Here is a 17,657-nt window from a genome sequence, read left to right as displayed (position 1 = left end):
ATTGGCTCAACAACGACTTACGTTAGCCCTGAGGGAACCCCTCACCCCACGTGTCGCTGACCATAAACCCATTGCCGAACGGGTCGGTCGGATCCACGCCGAGCTGTTCCACGCTGAATACCCAGCCCCGTCCTTCGATCCTTGGAAGTACCGCCGGCCGTCCGCCTATCTCGGTTCGCCCGAGCATTTCCACCTTGAATTCGCTTCCGATCGCGGACCGCGAAACCAGGCGACTGCCAACATCGGCCAAACCGCGGGCAGCCAGCGTGGCCAGGTTAGCGGAGCTACCGGTTCCGCAAGGTGAACGGTCGATTCGTCCTGGCACCAGAGTCGTACAGGTCTGATAGACGTCGCTGGCAACACGATTGCGGAACATCACGTATGCGATCTTGTTGATTGCCGGATAAAGCGGATGCTGGACGCGAACCAGTCCGTTCACGATGTCCGCAAGCTTCACACCAAGATCAGCCAATCGACGTGCGTTTTCTGCGTTAATGGCCATTCCGACCTGTTCGACGTCGATGAGCGCGTAGTAGACACCGCCGAACGCAATGTCGACCTTGATCTTCCCGAACTCGGGCGTCTCGATCTCAAGGTCGAGTAGCTCAACGAAAGCTGGCATCATTTCCAGCGATACGCTTTCGCAGCGTCCATTGCTACAACGCGCACGCGCCGTCACAAGCCCGACCGCCGTATCGAGCACGACTGTCGTTTCTGGCTCCTGCATTGGAACGATGCCTAGCTCCAGCAGAGCTGTGACCACGCAGATCGAGTTGCTGCCCGACATTGGATGCGCCTTATCGGCTTGCATCACAAAGAAGCCCGCATGCGCTTCGGGCCGGGTTGGCGGGAGCAGTAGATTGAACGACATTGCGAGCGCACCTCGTGGTTCAAACACGACGAGTCGGCGAAGGCTGTCGTCCACCTCATTGATGTAGTTCATCTTGTCGAGAACGGTGTCACCCGGAATTTTTCCGACTCCTCCCGTAATGACCTTGCCAATTTCACCTTCGGCGTGGACGCCAACTACCTGCAATGTCTTTTTCCAGCGCATGAGTGACCTCCAGATGTTGATTTTCGTTCCGGTCAGAACCGGTACGCACTGAACGGAGCCAGATCGACCGGGGGGGTTGTTCCCGACACCAGATCGGTGACCAGCCTGCCGGTTGTCGCTGCGAGCGTCAGCCCGAGTTGTCCATGCCCGGTTGCGAGTATCACGTTCGGCAGCTTGCGCGTTCGATCAATGACCGGCTTGGTATCGGGTAGCAAGGGGCGATACCCAACACCGAGTTCCTGTTCCTGGGTTTGTAGTTCCGGAAAGATCCTTTTCGTCTTGTCAAGAATGATCTGTGCCCGGTGAAAGTTGGGGGCGGCACTTCGTTGCGCGAATTCAATCGTGCCTCCGACCTGCAAGCCACGGGTCATCGGCGCCAGACAGAAGCCACCATCTGCATAGATCACGGAATGCCTGAGCGCGATGCCCGGGTCTTTGAGAAGCACCTGGTAGCCCGCTACGCCCTCAAGTGGAATGTTGACGTCCAGCTGAGGGAAGAATTTTCGTGATCCAACACCTGCGGCTACAACGACGTGGTCGGCTGCAACGGACTCGCCATTGGAAAGCTGGACACCCGTCGCCCGGCCGTTTTCCTCATTGATCCGATTCGCTCCCGCCTGCAACCGACGTCCCCCGAGCGACACGAAGCTTTCAGTGAGCGCCACGATGAATCTCTCCGTGTCGGTCACGAAACGCCAGTCTGACAGGAGGATGCCGTGCGAAAACTTGCCAGCAAGCGTTGGTTCTAGCTCGCCGATCTCCCCTGCGCTGAGCTTCTCGAAAGCAAAGCCGAGCGAGCGCGGCAGGTCTGCCTGATGCAAGTCCTGCTCAAGGCCCTTCGCACTGTCAAAAACCTGCATCACCGGGCGTTGGGTGAGCAGCGCCTCGCTGGAGCACGCGTCAAGAAGCGGCCGATAATCTTCCAATACCCGCCGGGTGAGCGACGCAAGATCGCGAGATATCTCGACAAGTCGCGACTGCCGGCCGCACAAAAGAAAGCGAATCATCCATGGCAACATCTGAGGAAGAGCAAGTGGCCTCAGTGCGAGCGGTCCCTCCTGATCCATCAACCAACCCGGGATTTTCTTCAGGATGCCCGGCTTCGAAAGGGGCATGACCTCTCCGACCGCCAGTTGTCCGCAACTCCATTTTCCGGTGCTCTCGCCCGCTTTCGCGGGATCGAACAGCGTGACCTTGTAACCGCTCCGTTGGAGATAGAGGGCGCAGCAGACGCCGACCACGCCACCGCCAATGACAGCTATGGTGCCGACCAGGCCCTGGTCAATGGCCTTCGCAGGCAGAGAATCATTTACAACGCTCATCTATAAGTCCCAAGTTTCTTGTCGGAGCAGCCGGCTCAGATTCAGCATTTGCCGAGCGGGTTGCGCAGTTATGCGTCGTTGCCCTTTTTCGTCAGAAGCCGCTTTAGCATCGCGATCCGTTGATCGCGCCACGACCTCTTGATGTCGATCTGCTCGAGTGGTAGTTGCTCGCGTAGTTGTTTGACAAGTCCATCAACCAGCGAAGGGGCCATGAGCCGCCCCGTTTCATGCTTTTCCTGAGCCATACGGTCGTAGATATCACCATACCGACCTAGATATTCTTCAATGCCTCCGTCAGCGTTGAGATCTATTGCTTCGATCGGTCCCAACACGGCCCACCTGAGGGCGAAACCGTCGGTGACCAGCGTGTCGGCATCAGAGGCAGTGATGACACCGGCCTCGATCAGTCGGAACATCTCGATAAGCAACGCTCCCTGCAAGCGGTTCATTGCAAAGCCTGGATGTTCGTTCTTCACCAGCACCGGAGATTGGCCCACGTCTTTTAGCAACCCTAGGGTCCGTTCAACCACGGCACGATCCGTCCATGGCGCGGGTACAACCTCCGTCGCCGGTAGGGTGTGAGGAGGCGTCGCCGGGTGAACGATCAAACAACGTTGCCTCCGTTCCAGGTCTTCTGTGAACTTCGACATCGGGATTGCCGACGTCGAACTTGCGAGAATTGCTTCAGGCCGGGTCAGGCGATCCAATCGCTGAAACAGATCCCGCTTGATTTCCAGGTCTTCAGCCACCGACTCCTGTACGAAATCCGCGTGTGCCACTGCATCTTTCAATTCGAGGTGCAATGTCACGCGCGACTCCAGGCCAGGGTGGAACTCCTGTCCAACGCGCTCGCTGTCACGTATGTGCCGCGTCAGGTGCTCAAAGACGCGTTCAAGCACAGCGGCGTTCGAATCGAAAATCGCAACGCGGTGTCCGGCACGCGCCCAGACCGTTGCCCATGAACACCCTATGATGCCCGCGCCGACAATCCCAACAGTCAATGTTTGCTTGGTCACTTGCATGGCTGCAAAAAAGTAAGAACGGTATCGCGTTATGTGACCGTTGAGAAGCGAGCTGCGGACCGACGGAGCGCGAAGCCTGACCTCTATCGCCGTCGGCGTTAAACACTCGAGCCAAAGGCCCAGGAAGAGAGCGCATACCTCCTGCACAAACGGTCGAACATTGAACTGAATTGTAGATAGCAGAAATTTTGCAAACAATTCCTGTTTTTTGACTTATATTCCTGAAAATATGTCGGCAATCAAAGCTGTTTTCAAAACAGGGCAGGATCTTGGAGCGCAGATGGATAAGAGTAGCGAGCTTTATGTGTTCACGGCAGTGGTCGCTCACGGCAATTTCGTGTCAGCAGCAGAGAAATGCCGCCTGACACCCTCTGGTGTCAGCCGCGTAATCTCGCGGATGGAAGATCGATTGGGTACCAAGCTCTTTGTTCGATCAACGCGGCGGCTCTCCCTGACCGCACAGGGCGAATTCTTCTATTCGAAAATCAAATCCATGGTCGAACAAATCGAGGCGGCTGAAGCGGCCACTGCACAGAGGCCTCAGGTCCCGCACGGCGTCCTGCGTATCCGAGCCGCCGCAGGATTTGTCGACAGGCAGCTTGTGCCGCTCATGCCGGAGTTTCTTGCCAGGTATCCAGACCTTCAAGTGGAGATTGTTGTTGGGGACGTGCCAATTGAACCGGACGACCGGAGCGTCGACCTCGCGTTCCGCTCGGGCCTCGCGCCCTCTGAAGATCATTTGAGCATCAAACTTGCGGCCAATCCCCTGGTAATCTGCGCGTCGCCAGCATATCTGGAAAAGAACGGGAAGCCGGACAGGCCAGAAAATCTTGGGCGGCACAATTGCCTAACCATGGACGGACGGGGTATCACACAAGCGGAGTGGATGTTTCGTGAGGACCAACGTCGCTTCTCTGTCTGGGTGAAGGGAAACCTGGGGAGCGTCGGAACGGCGATCCATTCGGCTGCCCTTGCCGGGGTCGGCATTGCTCGCATCCCGCAATTTCTCGTGGAGCAAGACGTTCGGGAAGGCCGCCTGGTGCGGCTGCTCGCGGATTACGCCCCGGACGACGGGCGCTCAATTTACCTCGTCTACATGACAACCGACAACCGGTCATTGAAGTGTCGGGTTCTGGTGGACTATCTGCTCGAGAAATTCGACCCCATGCCTCCCTGGATGCGCTGAACGTGCCAGTCTGGCGGGAGCAATTACGCGGATTTTTTCACGAATTTAAAACAAAAAATGGCAATTGTTCGTAATCTTTCCGCTATCTACAATCAGCAGCATGGATCTGAACACTAGACTCGCGCTGCCGCAGCTTCGCACAACTGTTACTTGTCGTCGCTGAACTTGCGATTGCGAACAGACGCACTAGCCGGGCGATATGGGAAGAGTCGCGAACGCTTCCCCATGGATTTCCATTAGGAAAACGAAATGCCAACGTGGTAATCAACAGACCTGCATGAGGATCGTCAAATCCGGCCTCGCGCTCAAAGACGTGTGGTTCCCGAACCAGCGGACCGCCACGACAGCATTGCAGGTCCACATCGCCTCTTTCCCAACCGAACGTCCATCCCACGGCGAAACATCAGCGGATGATTCGCCACTTTTCCGTCAAGACTGGAGCCCTCATGTCTCTCCCAAATTACGAAGGCATTATCACCGTACTTACCACGCCATTCGACAAGAATGGTGCCGTTGATTTCTCGACTCTCAGTCGCCACATCGACTTCCTGCTATCGAACGGCATCACAGCGCTGCTTGAGGGAGGCTCCACAGGCGAGTATTACGCGCAGTCGCTGTCAGAGCGCGAGAAGGTTTTGGAATTTGTTGCTGAACGAGCCGGCAAGAAAGCACAGCTGATCGCTGGAACTAATTCGATGCGACAGGATGACACGCTGGCCCTCAACAACCTGGCCGCCAAGCTCGGTTATCAGGCTGTCATGCTGGCTGCCCCTCCCTATTCCCTGCCCAGCACTCAGGAACTGATTGCCCATTTCCGTCGCATCGCTGAGGCGACGGAACTTGGGATCATCCTGTACAACTTCCCTGCACGCACCGGTGTTGACCTGGATGCTGAATTCCTCGCAGGCATCGGAGATCTGAAGAATATCAACGGGATCAAAGAATCGAGCGGATCGTTCGCGCGAATGATCGAACATGTCTTGAATTTCCCGGAACTTCAACGCGTGGTCGGCGCGGACGACCAGGCGCTTGATGCGTTTCTATGGGGTGCGCGAAGCTGGATATCCGGCGCTTCGAACTTCCTGCCAGCCGAGCATGTGGCGATCTATAAAGTCGCGGTCGTCAAGCGCGATTTCAATCTCGCACATAAGATGATGTCGGCGCTCATGCCCCTCACCTACATCTTGGAACAGGGTGGCAAATTCAACCAGTACGTGAAATACGGTACTGAACTGGCAGGATTCCCGGTAGGCGAGGTCCGCGCCCCGCTCCTCGGCCTGACTAACTCGGAAAAGGCTAACTTCCTCGAGAAATACGAGGCCTTCAAGGCTGCAAACATCGTACAGCTAGCCGACTAAAGCCATCGTCGACAAAGGAGAGTCCAGGATGCAACAGTTCACCCTTTCTGAGTTCACGGCCGCTGCCGCGAAGCTCAAGCCCGAAACCCGCGCCTTCATTGACGGCCGGTTTGTATCCGCGCGTTCCGGAAAGACATTCGCTACGATCAACCCTGCTACCGGCAAGGAACTCGCGCAAGTGGCAGAGTGTGATGCCGCCGACGTTGATCTTGCGGTGATCGCCGCGCGCCGCTCCTTCGACAGCGGCGTCTGGTCTGCCATGCCGCCAAAGGCCCGGAAGAAGATACTGCTTCGCTTCGCTGATTTGATGGAGCGAGAGACTGAAGAACTTGCGCTACTGGAGGTTCTTGACAATGGCAAGCCAATCTCCGACGCGCGCTCTGTGGACGTGCCGGACGCTATTGAGACGTTACGATGGCATGCGGAGGCCATCGACAAGATTTACGACCAGGTATCGCCGACGTCGGCGGACGTGGTTTCGATGATCGTGCGAGAGCCGATCGGGGTCGTGGGCGCCGTGCTACCGTGGAACTTCCCCATTTTCGTTGCAATGTGGAAGCTTGCCCCGGCTCTCGCTGGTGGCAACTCGATTGTCATCAAGCCCGCCGAACAAACGTCGCTTACGGCGATCAAGCTCGCCGCGCTCGCTGCTGAAGCAGGTCTGCCGAATGGGGTGCTCAACGTTGTCCCGGGATTCGGCGAAACTGCAGGTCAGGCAATCGGTCGCCACATGGACGTTGATTGCGTGAGCTTCACCGGATCCGGCGAGGTCGGCCGATATTTCCTGCGTTACGCTGCCGAATCGAATATAAAGCGGGTAGTGCTTGAACTCGGCGGGAAAAGTCCGGCGATTGTCATGGAGGATGTGGGTGACCTTAAGGCGGTTGCTAACCAGATAGCTACCGGCATTCTGTTCTGCCAGGGTGAGAATTGCAGCGCGGGCTCTCGGCTCATCGTGCAGAAAGGAGTCAAGGATCGGCTGCTCGATACACTCACGCAAACCTTTCAAGAATGGACTGTCGGTAATCCGCTCGATCCGTCTACGCGGGTAGGGGCGATGATTGAAGAGGCACACATGAAACGCGTGCTCTCCTATATTGATGCTGGCCGGGAAGGCGGAGCCCGGGTGCTGCTAGGCGGACAACGGGCGCTGACGGATACAGGCGGCTTCTTTGTCGAGCCGACAATTTTCGACGGTGTGCGCAATGATATGCGAATCGCGCAGGAAGAGATTTTCGGACCCGTCCTGTCCGTGATTGAAGTGGCTGATGCAGACGAAGCCGTTCGTGTTGCAAACGACACGAACTATGGTCTCGCCTCATCGCTGTACACGGATAACCTTCACGTCGCCCACAAGGTTGCCCGGGCACTCAAGGCGGGGACCGTCTCGGTCAATTGCTTCTCGGAAGGCGACATGGGTGTGCCATTCGGTGGCTACAAACAGTCGGGTTTTGGCGGGCGCGATAAGGGTATCGCAGCACACGACCAGTATCTCCAAACGAAGTCCATCTGGATTCAACTGCACTGAACGAGCGAACGGGGATGCCCAGGCCAGGCATCCCCAAATGCAGGTCGCACGATAGGCACCCCTGGTGGCACACGACCGACATCCTTGTCTTCTGCTCGACCGCGAGACCTGGCGAGGTTTTCTCCGCCGGCATCTAGCCTTGCACCGGAGCGGCTCTTTACCGTTCAAAAGTTTGAAAGCATCATTCGTTATGGCTGATTCTGCGTAGCCATGCCAAAAACACCGCAGTCCGTCGAGGCAACACACCCTCTTGGTGCACAACATAATAACTATATGGACCGGATTGCGAAAACGATCCGAAAGGCAAAACAAGTCCGCCATTATCGATGTGGCTTTGAACCAGGTGCCGTCGTCCCATGGCAATGCCGAGGTGGTTGACTGCGGCGACGATGCATAGATCGGACCGGTCAAACGTGTATGTCCGGTGTGGCAAGACTGTGCCTGGAATGTTCTGGGTGCACCAAAGTGCCCATTCTGCATCATGCGATGCGTGGTTCCAGGCCAGTGAATCGTGGAGCAGAATGCATTGAACGATGTTCAAGGGTCGCCCGATCAAAGCGTGCGCCTCTGCATACTCTGGGCTGCATACGGGTGCCGTGCTCTCATCCATTAGCCTATGACTAACTAGGCCGGGGAACGGTCCGTGCGAATAGTCAATGGCCAGATCAATGTTTTGCGATCGGAAATCGAGCGCCTCATTGCCAACCCTGAGGTCAACTGAAACTCCCGGATACTTGTCGGAGAAACCCGCCAATTGAGGCACAAGCCAGCAGGCTGCGACTGAAGGACGGGCATAAACTGTAATGCGCCCCTCAACACGTTCTTCGCTCGCTGGTTCAAGCGCGTCGGCAAGTTCACCCATCGTTCGTTGCAGAATCAGAAAGAGGCGCTCACCCTCGGCTGTCAGGGCGATTTTTCGGGTGAGTCTGATAAACAGACTCCTGCCAAGCGCGATCTCAAGGCGCTTGATTCGATGGCTGACAGCACTCGTGGTTAAGCACAATTCATCTGCCGCGCGTGAAAAGCTCTTGTAGCGAGCCACGATCAGAAATGTGTGGAGATTCGCAAATTGCCCACTGTCAAGGCGATCGGCAATCCTCGGCGGCAGGTTATACATTGATATGCGTTTAGTGTACGCGCCGATCAGACTTGCGTTACCTTCACAGCGAAGGCGGTTAGAGAACCGCTACCATTTCGTAGCGGACATGAATGATTACGCGGCCAGGATGGCCTTCCCGCGCGACAGATAAGCGTTCATCTCCGTCTCCGGCACCATGCTGCCACCAGTCGCCCATACAAGGTGCGTGGCGCTCTGCAAAACGCTTGGGGTCAGCTGCATCCGCGTACGGTAAGCGTCTTGGTCCCGAGAGAGGATTCGTGCAATACCCGGCGCGCCAGCCAGCGCAGACGGCTCGAGTCGGAGACCTTCTGCCCGGTCGAACAGAGCCAGAAGGGCGTAGAGCTCGTCGTCGCTCACAGTATAGTATCCATCGACAAGGCGTTGCATCGCTTTACCGACAAAGCCTGAAGGGCGCCCCACCGCCAGGCCATCAGCCGCAGTGACGTTATCGATACCGACGTCTTGCACTGATATCGCGTCGTGCAGGCCGCTATACACGCCGAGAAACATGCAGGGAGAATGGGTCGGCTCGGCGAAGACACAATGTACTGAGTCCCCAAACGCCAATTTAAGCCCGAATGCGACGCCTCCCGGGCCTCCTCCGACGCCGCATGGAAGATACACAAACAGTGGATGGTCTCTATCGACGAGCACCCCGGCCGACGCTAGTTGCTGCTTGAGTCGATCCGCTGCGACGGCGTATCCGAGAAAGAGATTTTTAGAGTTCTCGTCGTCGATGAAGTGACACTTCGAGTCCTGCATTGCCTGTCTTCGACCTTCTTCGACCGCCGCACTGTAGTCAGAAGCGTGCTCAACAACTATGACGCCGTGCTCACGCAACCGATCCTTCTTCCACTGTCGCGCATCCGACGACATATGAACGGTCACTTCAAAGCCGAGTGTTGCTCCAACGATGCCGATCGATAGGCCCAAGTTACCCGTCGAACCAACGGCAATTCTGTAGTTGCTGAAGAAGGCGCGGGCTTCATTGTTATCCAGCTTCGCATAGTCGTCCTCCAGGTCGAGTATTTTGTTCGCGATTGCAAGATCTTCAGCATGCTTCAGAACCTCATAAATCCCGCCTCGGGCCTTAATCGACCCGGAGATCGGCAGGTGGCTATCGAGCTTGACCCACAGGCTCCCCGGAAGTTCGAAGCCGTAGCGGCTCTCCAATAATATCTGCAATTTTGGGATCGACTTCAGTGGAGATTCGATGCATCCCTTCGTTTTTTCAGTTTCCGGAAAAACACGTGCGATGTATGGCGCGAAGCGGTCAAGCCTCGCGCTGGCCGCGTCTTTGTCCTGCTCGGTGAGCCCGACGTCAGCCAGCGCATGTTCCGCAGGAAGCACGGCAGGGTTGAACCATGCTGTCTCCTTTAGTGCGATGAGGTCCGCAATCAATGGGTGGGTTTGCTGCCAATCATGAATAGACTTGCCTGCGATCATAATTTCTTCGTTTCCAAATAAATGACACTCCTGTCGTCACAAGCAGGAGAAGTGGCCCTTTCCGCCCTCAACGGAGTGTCACCGATGAGCCAATTTGACATGACATCGGGGCCCTGACAACAGATCGATCATCAAGTGATGGATGAATAAGCCTCAACCATCGGACAGTGATGAAATCGACGCGTCATCGACGCTTTGTTCCGCTGACAACGAACAGACAGTCAGCCGGTAATGGTCGGACCGTGCGAATCTTTCGCTCCGCTGGTCGTTGTCGTCCGCAACTTCCAACGTCATAGTCCAGCGAGCGCGGCTTTGCGCCAATCGACACCGAGAACGAGGTCCAACCGTTACATACGGCCGCCTGACACAGGTATTGACCAAGACAAAGGAAGCCACGCGGCCGCTTGCGGTCATGAATTGACGTCCGGATGTCCGAGCTAGCGCGGTAGCGAACGACCCCTTGGGCGGAAAGCGACCGAACCCGAGAAAGTCGTCCTCAGCAGATCACATTCAGCCCCCGTCCCTACCACCGCGCGCTGGACGATCTCGTCGTCCAGCGGCCACCCTACATCTTTTCGCGCAGAAGCATGTTGAGCGTAACGACAATTTTCAAATGGACGCGATCACTGCCGTGGATCACTCGATCGCAGAGGGCGCGGCGAGCATCATGGTCAGCTACCGCCCCTGTAAAAAATGCCGGCGATGACGGGCGCCGTGCTTACGGCGCTCAGAAGATTGGACGCACAGAATCGTGTCGGCGAGTCGCCACGCTGCGTCAACCGGCTTGCGCTGCCGTCGGAACCGACTGAACCAGGCTCCGCCGCGCCGCATTCATAACCAGTGCGCTAATCGTCGCGAGCGGCTCGGGCTCCTGCTCCCAGTGAGGCCAGTACAGATCGATCATCAGGTCACGCTCGGGGGCGAGCGCCACCAGCCTGCCCTCACGGATCATCGGCTCCACCTGCATGGCCGGGACCTGCCCGTAACCGAGCTAGTCCAGGATCGCATTGAGCAACGCAGTCGGCGAAGGAAAATAGTGTCGGGGGTACCGGCCGACCGCCGCCCCGAGACGCAGCCCGAAAAACACATCGTGCAGGGCGTCCTTGCGGTCAAACAGGATGGCGGTGGCCTCGAGCACGTCCGGCAAGGTCAGACCACCGGCGAAATGTTCGCGCGCGAAACCGGGTGTGGCGACACATCGATAGCGCATCCATGCCGGCAGGCGCCGCATGACGGAGATGCCGCCCAGCAGCAGTGCGGCCGTCTGTGCGCCGATCAGAACCACGCGGACGGCGAGGCGCGGAACGGGAAACAGTACGCGCGGCAGCGGCGCACCGGGATGGACGGAACGGAAGATCATTGGAGCTGGGTCAGAATTTTGGTAAGCCCGGCGGGTTGCTTTCGGAACGGTTCAGCGCCTCGGCCTGAATCCCCCAGCGCGCGAGCGAGCGCGCGTAAGTACTGTTGGCGCTCACACCGTTGGTCGCGAGTGTCACTCCGTCGACGAGTCCGCTACCCTTGCGCCTTGCAATCGCAACATCCGCTCTCGCGGGCCAGCCCGCGTTCACGGTTCCCACCTGGCGAATCGCGCCGGTTCGCGGGGCGTCGCAGGCAAGCGGCGCATGGACGACAAGCGACCTGCCAAGAGGAGGTCGGCATCCGCACATTGCGGATAAGCAGTCCACCGTCTGGATAAGGAACTGCACTGTAACTGTAGCGCGTCAACCCCCGCTGGCACCTACATCCTGGACCGGAACCCGCGACGGACAAGAATTGACCTCGAAGTTCCAACGTGTGGAAATCGCTGTCTGGGCAGGTCCGACGCTGCATACCCTTCCCACGCGCTTGTCCCTAGCATGCTCCCCTGCGTATGTCGCTCTGCGGCCCGCACAAAGCGGCGCTGAGCATGAATCACCAGCCGACGATCGGCTGGGACTACAAATGAACAGTTGGAGACTGCCGTGAGCAATCAACGCAACACCGTTTTTCTTGCCCTCGCTTTGGGACTGCCGATCTGCGCTCAGGCTCAGAGTAGCGTGACCCTCTACGGCGTACTGGACGCCGGCCTCATCTTCGCAAACAATGTCGGCGGCTCCCATCTGTACGCGACGCAAGCCGGATGGTACCAGGGCAATCGTTGGGGTATGACGGGGATCGAGGATCTCGGCGGTGGTTACCAGGCCATCTTCCGGCTGGAAAGCGGTTTCTCGCCGTTGACCGGCGCGATGGGACAAGGCAACTCCATGTTCGGGCGGCAAGCTTTTGTGGGAGTGACGAGCCCCTATGGAGCGGTAACCCTCGGGCGGCAATACGATTCCATCGTCGACTATGTTGAACCCGCGCGTGCGAGCACGGCGCTGCTCATCAATCATCCGGCAGAGTTCGACAATCTCGGCAACGACTACCGCCTGAATAACGTCGTCAAGTTTGCCAGCGTGGATTACGGCGGTTTGAAGTTCGGCGGGCTGTTCAGCGCAGGAGGCGTAGCGGGAAGTTTCGAGCGCAATCGCGCGTGGTCGCTCGGTACGTCGTATAAGCGTGGCCCGTTATTCTTCGGCCTCGCCTATCTCAACGCGCGCGATCCGAACTTCTCGTACTACGGCAACAACCCGTCGTCGAGCACGACCGCATCCAACATGTCGTCATACCGGGTCTTTTCCGGCTATGCGTCCGCGCGCTCCCTGGAAACCTTCGCCGCCACCACGGGATACACGGCCGGCGCGTGGAGTCTCGCCGCCACATATACGAACGTGCGCTTCAAAGGCCTTGGCGCGATAGCCGCGCTCGACTCGAACGGCTATCGCGGGACCGCGTCATTCAATACAGCGGAAGTCGCGATGGGCTACTCGTTCACGCCTTCGCTGAAACTGGGCGCTTCGTATCAGTACATCCACGGCGCTCCAGTGAACGGCGGCGATTCAGGCCGTGTGACTTATCACGAAGCCGATGTCTCGCTCGACTACTTCCTCTCGAAGCGAACCGACATGTACGCGATGGTGATGGGGCAGCAGGCATCAGGGCGAGATTCCACGGGCCGCAACGCGGTCGCGCAACTGTGGGCGCTTTCCGCGTCGTCCTCGAACCGCCAGGTTGGTGCCGTTGTCGGGCTGCGTCACAAGTTCTGATCGAAATTATCCGCTGCGCCCAACGGCGCGAGCCGATGCAACTCGTTGCGGGCCAGTTCCACTGCCTGGGAATGAGGCCCTTGGATCCGTCGGGCGGCAGGCCCCGCGGTTCAGGTCAACCAGTACGATGAACATCAAAGCCGTCGCGAAGCGTGGCGCCGGACACGACAAAAAGTTTGGAGACAAGAAGCGATGAAATTCCGCGGACAATACCGTACGATCATTCTGGCGATGCTCCTGCTCGCCACGGTCATCAACTACATCGACCGTTCTGCGTTGTCGATTGCCATGCCGTTCGTCACGCGTGATTTTCATCTCACGGCAGGCGAGAAAGGCATCATCTTCGGCGCCTTCTCGATCGGCTATGCGGTCTTCAACTTCCTCGGGGGTTACTTCGCCGACCGATTTGGCGGACGCCGCGTGCTGACCGTCTCCATGGCCGGCTGGTCCATTGCGTGTGGACTGACGGCCGCCGTCTCCGGCTTCTGGTCAATGCTTCTGGTCCGCATTGCGTTCGGTATGGGCGAAGGACCAAATGCATCGACGGCCAACAAGGTCGTGAACACGTGGTTTCCGCTCGGCGAACGGGCGACCGCCGCCGGCATCAGCCAGGCCGGTGGTCCAATCGGCGGCGCACTCGCGGGCCCCGTGGTCGGCTTCCTCGCGCTTTCGTTCGGCTGGCGGGCAGCGTTTCTCGTGATGGCCGTGCTTGGCATCACGTGGGCGATCACCTGGCGCTTCCTCGCCACCGAAACGCCGGCACAGCATCCGCGCGTGAACAAGGCGGAGCTTTCACACATAGAGTCCGGTCAGGAAGCGGTAAAAGCGCCGACAGGCCAGAAGGTCTCCATTCGCGAGGTCATCACCACGCGCGCCGTGCTGACTACCGGCATCTCGCTCTTCTGCTACAACTACATCCTGTTCTTCTTCATCACGTGGTTCCCGAGTTATCTCGTCGATGCTAAGAATATCAGCCTCAAGGACATGAGTCTTGTCAGCTCGTTGCCGTGGATCACCGGCGCGATCGGTTTTCTTTCAGGCGGTTTTCTCATCGATGCGATTTATCGGCGCACCGGCAAGCGCATGTTCTCCCGCAAGGTCGTGCTGGTGACGTCGCTTCTGATCGCGGCTGCGTGCATTGCACTGACCGGCGTGGTCGACTCGGTCTGGACGGCGGTAGGTGTGATGACGGTAGCGATCGGCTTGCTGATGCTTGCGGCGCCCGCGTACTGGGCGATCATTCAGGACAGCGTGCCGCGCCATCAGGTAGGCACGGCGAGCGGGTTCATGCACGGGCTCGCGAACTGCTCGGGTATCGTAGGACCTGCAATTACAGGCATGCTCATTCAGACCACCGGCAGCTATGCGAGCGCGTTCGTGCTCGCGGGAGCGGTCGGGCTGGTCGGCTCGCTGATTCTCGCATGGTTCGTCGACGGCACGGATCGCGCGCTGGAGCCCGAGCCGGCCTCGGTCTGCTAACGCCCCACACGCGCTGCTTGTCTTATGCGCATGTCCTGTCGGGTCATGCGCTATTTTGTTTAACGGACTTTATGAACGAAGCGGAAGCCGGAATCAGCGAAGGTATGCGTGTGTTCATCCGGACCGTCGCTACCTTCCAGAGCGCGACCGACGACTGGCCGGGCCGACGTGCTGCCTTCGTGCGTCAATGCGCGCATTTCACACCGCACGCGCCGGATAGGTTAGTCGTCAGCGACCAGATGATCGGTGGCGTGATGACGCGTTGCTATCGGCCGGCCCGTCGCGCGCCGCGCGACGGCTGGGCGGTGCTGGTGCTGTTCCATGGCGGCGGCTGGACCGTGGGGAGTCATACGACGCACGACTGGTTTGCTCACGCGTTGTTGCAACGCGCCGATCTGGCCATCGTGGCCGTCGATTACCGGCTTGCGCCCGAAGCGCGCTTCCCTGCCCCACTCGACGACGGTCTTGCCGTGTGGGATGCGCTGGGCGACGCGGCCACCTCGCTTCAGATCGACCCAGAGCGGCGCGCGGTGGCCGGTGACAGTGCGGGCGGCACGCTAGCCGCCGCATTGTGCATAGCCTTGCGCGATCGTGTCGATGCCGAGGCGCAGACGCAACCGCAGGCACAAGTGCTGATGTATCCGGTGGTGAGCGCGAGCCAGACTTTCGCCTCGCTGGAACAATTCGCCCAAGCGCCCATGCTTTCCGCTCGTGGCCTTGCCGATTCGATTGCACTATATCTACCGAACGAATCCGACCGGCGGCTTTCTCTCGCCATGCCGCTCGAATCCCGTGATTTGTCGCGCCTGCCGCCCACGCTGATGATGGTGGCGATGCAGGACGTGTTGCGCGATCAGTGCATCGAGTATGCAGCCCGCCTGCGCGAATCGGGCGTGGAGGTCGACGTGTGGCACGGCGACGGCCTCGTCCATGCAGGACTGCGCGCGACGCAACTGCCCGAAGTGGCGATCGCCTACGACCGAATTGCAGCCTTTCTGACCGGACGTGGCGTCGCGCCGTATCGTCAGCCTGAGTAAAAACGGCGAGCCGCGCGGCCCGCCGTTTTTTCACCTGCTGATCTGCTGGCCGCGCAAAGATCAGGTACCGTGTTCAGCGAGGCCTAACGAACCGTCCAACGACTGTTTCGTCAGGCGCAAGCCCAAGGCCCGGCGAATCGTTCAGTATGAACACATGTCCGTCGCGAATCGACGCGAGGCCGATCAGTTCGCCTGCGGGTTCGACGTAATGGTATTCGACCTGCAACATGTCCTGATACGCCGTCGCGAGATGCAGTGTGGCAATGAACCCCGGACCGAAATACGGACTATGCGGAAGCACACCGACCCTCGCATCGCGCGCGAGCGCGACGATGTCGATGAACTCCGTGATGCCACCTACCTTGGTCACGCTGGGTTGCAGATAGTCGACGGCCCCGGCGTGCACCGCCTGCGCGAACTGGACGGCGGTGCACCAGTTTTCGCCAGCTGCAATCGGCACGCCGTGCTGGCGCAGGCCCGCGAGACGCGCGAAATCCTCGGGCGGGAAGATCGGCTCTTCGACCCATGAAAATCCGCCCAGCTCCTGCATGCGCGCGATGGCGCGAAGCGTTTGCGCATCGTCCCACGCGCAGTTGACGTCGACCGAGACCGGGGCGCGGCCGGCGATCTCCGCGTGCGCCGCTTCGATCACCGCGAAATCTATCTCGTGCAGCTTGATGTCGCGATAACCCTGATCAAGCGCGCGGCGGCACATCGCCGCCGTCGCCGCACCGTTGCCGTAACGCACGAGGCTCGCATACGTCGATAGACGCGTGGGTTCATCGCCACCGAGCAGCTTCCACAGCGGCACCTTTGCGCGTTTCGCGGCAAGATCCCACAAGGCCATGTCGACGCCAGAAATCGCGAACATGGTGATGCCGTAGCGGCCGAAGATATGCAAATGACGCTGGGTTTGCCGCGTCCATTCGGCAATCGATTCGATCGTCGCGCCTTCGGCCAGCGGTTTCACACGCGTGTCGATCAGGCTGCGCACGGCGTCGGCGACAAAATAGCCGAACGCCTCGCCCCAGCCCACGTTGCCGTCGGTGTCTTCGACGCGAACCAGCACCGTTTCCAGCGACCTCCACGCCGAAGCAACGCCTCCGAGCGCATGGCGCCCGTCTTCAAACGGAATGTCGACGATCCGGGTCTCGACCGAGCGGATCTTCATCGCGGCGATTTTACGGTCAGCGGCTGCGGCACGTAAGGGCCGCCAACGAAGTCCGGCCCGGCTGAAGCCGGCATCGCGTCACGAGCGACGAAATCAGGCGCCAGATTATCGAGCGCCGAATCCTGCGGCACATAGCCGAGCGCGACGGCGCGCGCGTTGTCGAAGAACGGCGCGGGACAGCGCGATACGCCATAGACGACGTCGCTCGTGATGTCTTCGTTTTCGAAGCCGATACGCACGAGTTGCGCGAGATCGCGCCCGCTTACCCAGATGTGCTGACGGCGGCCGTCGCTCACTCGATCATCTGCATTGCCAATGCGGATCGACAGTGCCTTGATGCCGTGACGATGCGCGTAAAGCGCGCAGGCGGCCTCGCCGAACACCTTGCTGAGCGCATAGAAACCGTCGGGCGCGACGCTCGCATGGTCGCCCGCGAAGCCGTCAACGCGATGCTGACCGAGCACATGATGGCTGCTTGCAAACACGAAGCGCCGGATGCCGTACTCGACGCACGCATCGAGCAGATACAGCTGCGCGCGATAGTTCGCATCAAGGGTCGCCTCGAAGTCGATGTCGAGGCTATAAGCGCACGCCAGATGCAAGATGCCGTCGACGCCTTGCGCCGCGCGCCGCACCACTTCCCGATCGGTCATACTGCCGACGATCGCGGTTTCGTTAGTCGCAAGGTCGGTGGCCTCGCGCAGGTCGAGCAGGCGCAGGTTGTAATGCTCGCGCAGCCACGGGCGCACGCGGGTCGCGACGCCGCCGGCCGCGCCGGTCACCAGAAGGGTTTTCATCGAAGTACAGTG

13 protein-coding genes and 2 pseudogenes are annotated in these 17,657 nt (G+C 59.1%); 6 read left to right on the top strand and 9 right to left on the bottom strand.

The window, feature by feature from the left end:
• Positions 1–22: 22 nt before the first annotated feature.
• The 3 genes from BM438_RS02400 to BM438_RS02390 all read right to left on the bottom strand — a co-directional run bounded on the left by BM438_RS02400 (position 23) and on the right by BM438_RS02390 (position 3,398).
• Positions 23–1,054 (bottom strand): proline racemase family protein, encoded by a 1,032-nt coding sequence (locus tag BM438_RS02400; RefSeq protein ID WP_093632708.1) that lies wholly within the window; start codon positions 1,052–1,054, stop codon positions 23–25.
• Positions 1,055–1,086: 32 nt separating this feature from the next.
• Positions 1,087–2,376 carry an NAD(P)/FAD-dependent oxidoreductase gene (locus BM438_RS02395; protein WP_093632707.1) on the bottom strand — a complete coding sequence of 430 codons (1,290 nt, stop codon included), beginning with the start codon at positions 2,374–2,376 and terminating at the stop codon, positions 1,087–1,089.
• Between the two features lie 68 nt (positions 2,377–2,444).
• Positions 2,445–3,398, bottom strand: a complete 954-nt coding sequence (locus BM438_RS02390; RefSeq protein ID WP_244179219.1) for a 3-hydroxyacyl-CoA dehydrogenase — start codon at positions 3,396–3,398, stop codon at positions 2,445–2,447.
• Between the two features lie 280 nt (positions 3,399–3,678).
• Between BM438_RS02390 and BM438_RS02385 the strand changes: the two genes are divergently transcribed.
• The 3 genes from BM438_RS02385 (at position 3,679) to BM438_RS02375 (ending at position 7,470) form a co-directional block, all read left to right on the top strand.
• Positions 3,679–4,584 (top strand): LysR family transcriptional regulator, encoded by a 906-nt coding sequence (locus BM438_RS02385; RefSeq protein ID WP_093632783.1) that lies wholly within the window; start codon positions 3,679–3,681, stop codon positions 4,582–4,584.
• A 446-nt stretch (positions 4,585–5,030) separates the two neighbouring features.
• Positions 5,031–5,942, top strand: coding sequence for a dihydrodipicolinate synthase family protein (locus BM438_RS02380; protein ID WP_093632706.1), 912 nt, complete (start codon positions 5,031–5,033; stop codon positions 5,940–5,942).
• A 28-nt stretch (positions 5,943–5,970) separates the two neighbouring features.
• Positions 5,971–7,470: an aldehyde dehydrogenase gene (locus BM438_RS02375; protein WP_093632705.1), complete on the top strand. Its 1,500-nt coding sequence runs from the start codon at positions 5,971–5,973 to the stop codon at positions 7,468–7,470.
• 181 nt (positions 7,471–7,651) lie between these two features.
• Here the strand turns inward: BM438_RS02375 and dsdC are convergent, their stop codons facing one another.
• From dsdC to BM438_RS02355, 4 genes and pseudogenes are all read right to left on the bottom strand, one after another.
• Positions 7,652–8,587 carry a DNA-binding transcriptional regulator DsdC gene (gene dsdC / locus BM438_RS02370; RefSeq protein WP_093632704.1) on the bottom strand — a complete coding sequence of 312 codons (936 nt, stop codon included), beginning with the start codon at positions 8,585–8,587 and terminating at the stop codon, positions 7,652–7,654.
• A gap of 96 nt (positions 8,588–8,683) precedes the next feature.
• Positions 8,684–10,036: a D-serine ammonia-lyase gene (gene dsdA / locus BM438_RS02365; protein ID WP_093632703.1), complete on the bottom strand. Its 1,353-nt coding sequence runs from the start codon at positions 10,034–10,036 to the stop codon at positions 8,684–8,686.
• 775 nt (positions 10,037–10,811) lie between these two features.
• Positions 10,812–11,246, bottom strand: a pseudogene (locus BM438_RS02360) (LysR substrate-binding domain-containing protein); the annotation flags it as partial.
• Between the two features lie 160 nt (positions 11,247–11,406).
• A pseudogene (locus tag BM438_RS02355) lies at positions 11,407–11,661 on the bottom strand (ABC transporter substrate-binding protein); the annotation flags it as partial.
• Between the two features lie 336 nt (positions 11,662–11,997).
• Here BM438_RS02355 and BM438_RS02350 point away from each other — a divergent pair.
• From BM438_RS02350 to BM438_RS02340, 3 genes are all read left to right on the top strand, one after another.
• A complete protein-coding gene (locus BM438_RS02350; protein WP_093632702.1) occupies positions 11,998–13,161 on the top strand; it encodes a porin in 1,164 nt (387 codons plus the stop codon).
• A gap of 192 nt (positions 13,162–13,353) precedes the next feature.
• On the top strand, positions 13,354–14,640 hold the full coding sequence (locus BM438_RS02345) for an MFS transporter (protein ID WP_093632701.1): 1,287 nt from the start codon (positions 13,354–13,356) through the stop codon (positions 14,638–14,640).
• 71 nt (positions 14,641–14,711) lie between these two features.
• Entirely contained in the window at positions 14,712–15,677 is a 966-nt protein-coding gene (locus tag BM438_RS02340; protein WP_167378284.1) for an alpha/beta hydrolase, read from the top strand.
• A gap of 73 nt (positions 15,678–15,750) precedes the next feature.
• On the opposite strand, the gene BM438_RS02335 is transcribed toward BM438_RS02340, so the two are convergent.
• Together BM438_RS02335 and BM438_RS02330 are read right to left on the bottom strand one after the other, a co-directional pair.
• Positions 15,751–16,848: a mandelate racemase/muconate lactonizing enzyme family protein gene (locus BM438_RS02335; RefSeq protein ID WP_093632699.1), complete on the bottom strand. Its 1,098-nt coding sequence runs from the start codon at positions 16,846–16,848 to the stop codon at positions 15,751–15,753.
• On the bottom strand, positions 16,845–17,645 hold the full coding sequence (locus BM438_RS02330; protein ID WP_093632698.1) for an NAD-dependent epimerase/dehydratase family protein: 801 nt from the start codon (positions 17,643–17,645) through the stop codon (positions 16,845–16,847). The genes BM438_RS02335 and BM438_RS02330 overlap by 4 nt, the downstream gene beginning before the upstream one ends.
• Positions 17,646–17,657 lie beyond the last annotated feature (12 nt).

It is taken from the genome of Paraburkholderia aspalathi (genome assembly GCF_900116445.1).
GTDB lineage: Bacteria > Pseudomonadota > Gammaproteobacteria > Burkholderiales > Burkholderiaceae > Paraburkholderia > Paraburkholderia aspalathi.
This window is presented reverse-complemented; position numbering and strand designations above follow the sequence as displayed.

Bases quoted from the DNA above. Each gene is read 5' to 3' on its own strand.
- BM438_RS02400 (WP_093632708.1), bottom strand. From the start codon at position 1,054: ATGCGCTGGAAAAAGACATTGCAGGTAGTTGGCGTCCACGCCGAAGGT.
- BM438_RS02395 (WP_093632707.1), bottom strand. From the start codon at position 2,376: ATGAGCGTTGTAAATGATTCTCTGCCTGCGAAGGCCATTGACCAGGGC.
- BM438_RS02390 (WP_244179219.1), bottom strand. From the start codon at position 3,398: ATGCAAGTGACCAAGCAAACATTGACTGTTGGGATTGTCGGCGCGGGC.
- BM438_RS02385 (WP_093632783.1), top strand. From the start codon at position 3,679: ATGGATAAGAGTAGCGAGCTTTATGTGTTCACGGCAGTGGTCGCTCAC.
- BM438_RS02380 (WP_093632706.1), top strand. From the start codon at position 5,031: ATGTCTCTCCCAAATTACGAAGGCATTATCACCGTACTTACCACGCCA.
- BM438_RS02375 (WP_093632705.1), top strand. From the start codon at position 5,971: ATGCAACAGTTCACCCTTTCTGAGTTCACGGCCGCTGCCGCGAAGCTC.
- dsdC (WP_093632704.1), bottom strand. From the start codon at position 8,587: ATGTATAACCTGCCGCCGAGGATTGCCGATCGCCTTGACAGTGGGCAA.
- dsdA (WP_093632703.1), bottom strand. From the start codon at position 10,036: ATGATCGCAGGCAAGTCTATTCATGATTGGCAGCAAACCCACCCATTG.
- BM438_RS02345 (WP_093632701.1), top strand. From the start codon at position 13,354: ATGAAATTCCGCGGACAATACCGTACGATCATTCTGGCGATGCTCCTG.
- BM438_RS02340 (WP_167378284.1), top strand. From the start codon at position 14,712: ATGAACGAAGCGGAAGCCGGAATCAGCGAAGGTATGCGTGTGTTCATC.
- BM438_RS02335 (WP_093632699.1), bottom strand. From the start codon at position 16,848: ATGAAGATCCGCTCGGTCGAGACCCGGATCGTCGACATTCCGTTTGAA.
- BM438_RS02330 (WP_093632698.1), bottom strand. From the start codon at position 17,645: ATGAAAACCCTTCTGGTGACCGGCGCGGCCGGCGGCGTCGCGACCCGC.